A 1,749-nucleotide genomic window follows, 5' to 3' on the forward strand; every position below is an offset into this window, starting at 1 on the left:
TACAAACGTAGCGGGGTAAGCTAGTACAAGTTCAAAGTACATGAACCGCGCAAGTTTTTCAAGTCTGCACTGACAGACAAATAAGAATACAAGATTATTTTTAAAAATTAAGTTAAGAATGGTCAGTGTTCAAACACAACATTTTACAATGGAGAGTTTGATCCTGGCTCAGGATGAACGCTAGCGGCAGGCCTAATACATGCAAGTCGAACGATATTTCCAGCTTGCTGGGAAGAAAGTGGCGCACGGGTGCGTAACGCGTATGCAACCTACCTTGATCAGGGGGATAGCCCGAAGAAATTCGGATTAACACCGCATAAAAACACAGTACAGCATTGTACAATGTTCAAATATTTATAGGATCAAGATGGGCATGCGTGACATTAGTTAGTTGGCGGGGTAACGGCCCACCAAGACCACGATGTCTAGGGGATCTGAGAGGATGACCCCCCACACTGGTACTGAGACACGGACCAGACTCCTACGGGAGGCAGCAGTAAGGAATATTGGTCAATGGAGGCAACTCTGAACCAGCCATGCCGCGTGCAGGAAGACAGCCCTCTGGGTCGTAAACTGCTTTTATTCGGGAATAAACCTACTTACGTGTAAGTAGCTGAATGTACCGAAGGAATAAGGATCGGCTAACTCCGTGCCAGCAGCCGCGGTAATACGGAGGATCCAAGCGTTATCCGGATTTATTGGGTTTAAAGGGTGCGTAGGCGGCTTTTTAAGTCAGGGGTGAAAGACGGTGGCTCAACCATCGCAGTGCCCTTGATACTGAAGAGCTTGAATGAACTAGAGGTAGGCGGAATGTGACAAGTAGCGGTGAAATGCATAGATATGTCACAGAACACCGATTGCGAAGGCAGCTTACTATGGTTATATTGACGCTGAGGCACGAAAGCGTGGGGATCAAACAGGATTAGATACCCTGGTAGTCCACGCCCTAAACGATGAATACTCGCTGTTAGCGATACACAGTTAGCGGCTAAGCGAAAGCGTTAAGTATTCCACCTGGGGAGTACGGTCGCAAGATTGAAACTCAAAGGAATTGACGGGGGCCCGCACAAGCGGAGGAGCATGTGGTTTAATTCGATGATACGCGAGGAACCTTACCCGGGCTTGAAAGTTAGTGAATCATTTAGAGATAGATGAGTCCGCAAGGACACGAAACTAGGTGCTGCATGGCTGTCGTCAGCTCGTGCCGTGAGGTGTTGGGTTAAGTCCCGCAACGAGCGCAACCCCTATGTTTAGTTGCCAGCACGTTAAGGTGGGGACTCTAAACAGACTGCCTGTGCAAACAGAGAGGAAGGAGGGGACGACGTCAAGTCATCATGGCCCTTACGTCCGGGGCTACACACGTGCTACAATGGATGGTACAGAGGGCAGCAAGCTGGTAACAGCAAGCCAATCTCCAAAAGCCATTCACAGTTCGGATAGAGGTCTGCAACTCGACCTCTTGAAGTTGGATTCGCTAGTAATCGCATATCAGCAATGATGCGGTGAATACGTTCCCGGGCCTTGTACACACCGCCCGTCAAGCCATGGAAGTTGGGGGTACCTAAAGTATGTAACCGCAAGGAGCGTCCTAGGGTAAAACCGATAACTGGGGCTAAGTCGTAACAAGGTAGCCGTACCGGAAGGTGCGGCTGGAATACCTCCTTTCTGGAGAAAGGCAGACTACCCGCTGCGTAAATGATGTAAATGACAATAAGATCTCAAAAAAGAAAACCCATAGGATGAAGCATC

1 rRNA gene is annotated in these 1,749 nt (G+C 48.9%); it reads left to right on the forward strand.

From position 1 onward, the window contains the following. Positions 1 to 145 precede the first annotated feature (145 nt). Positions 146 to 1,665, forward strand: a 16S ribosomal RNA gene (locus tag OQX62_RS25015). Positions 1,666 to 1,749 lie beyond the last annotated feature (84 nt).

It is taken from the genome of Pedobacter sp. MR2016-24, assembly GCF_026239655.1.
GTDB lineage: Bacteria > Bacteroidota > Bacteroidia > Sphingobacteriales > Sphingobacteriaceae > Pedobacter.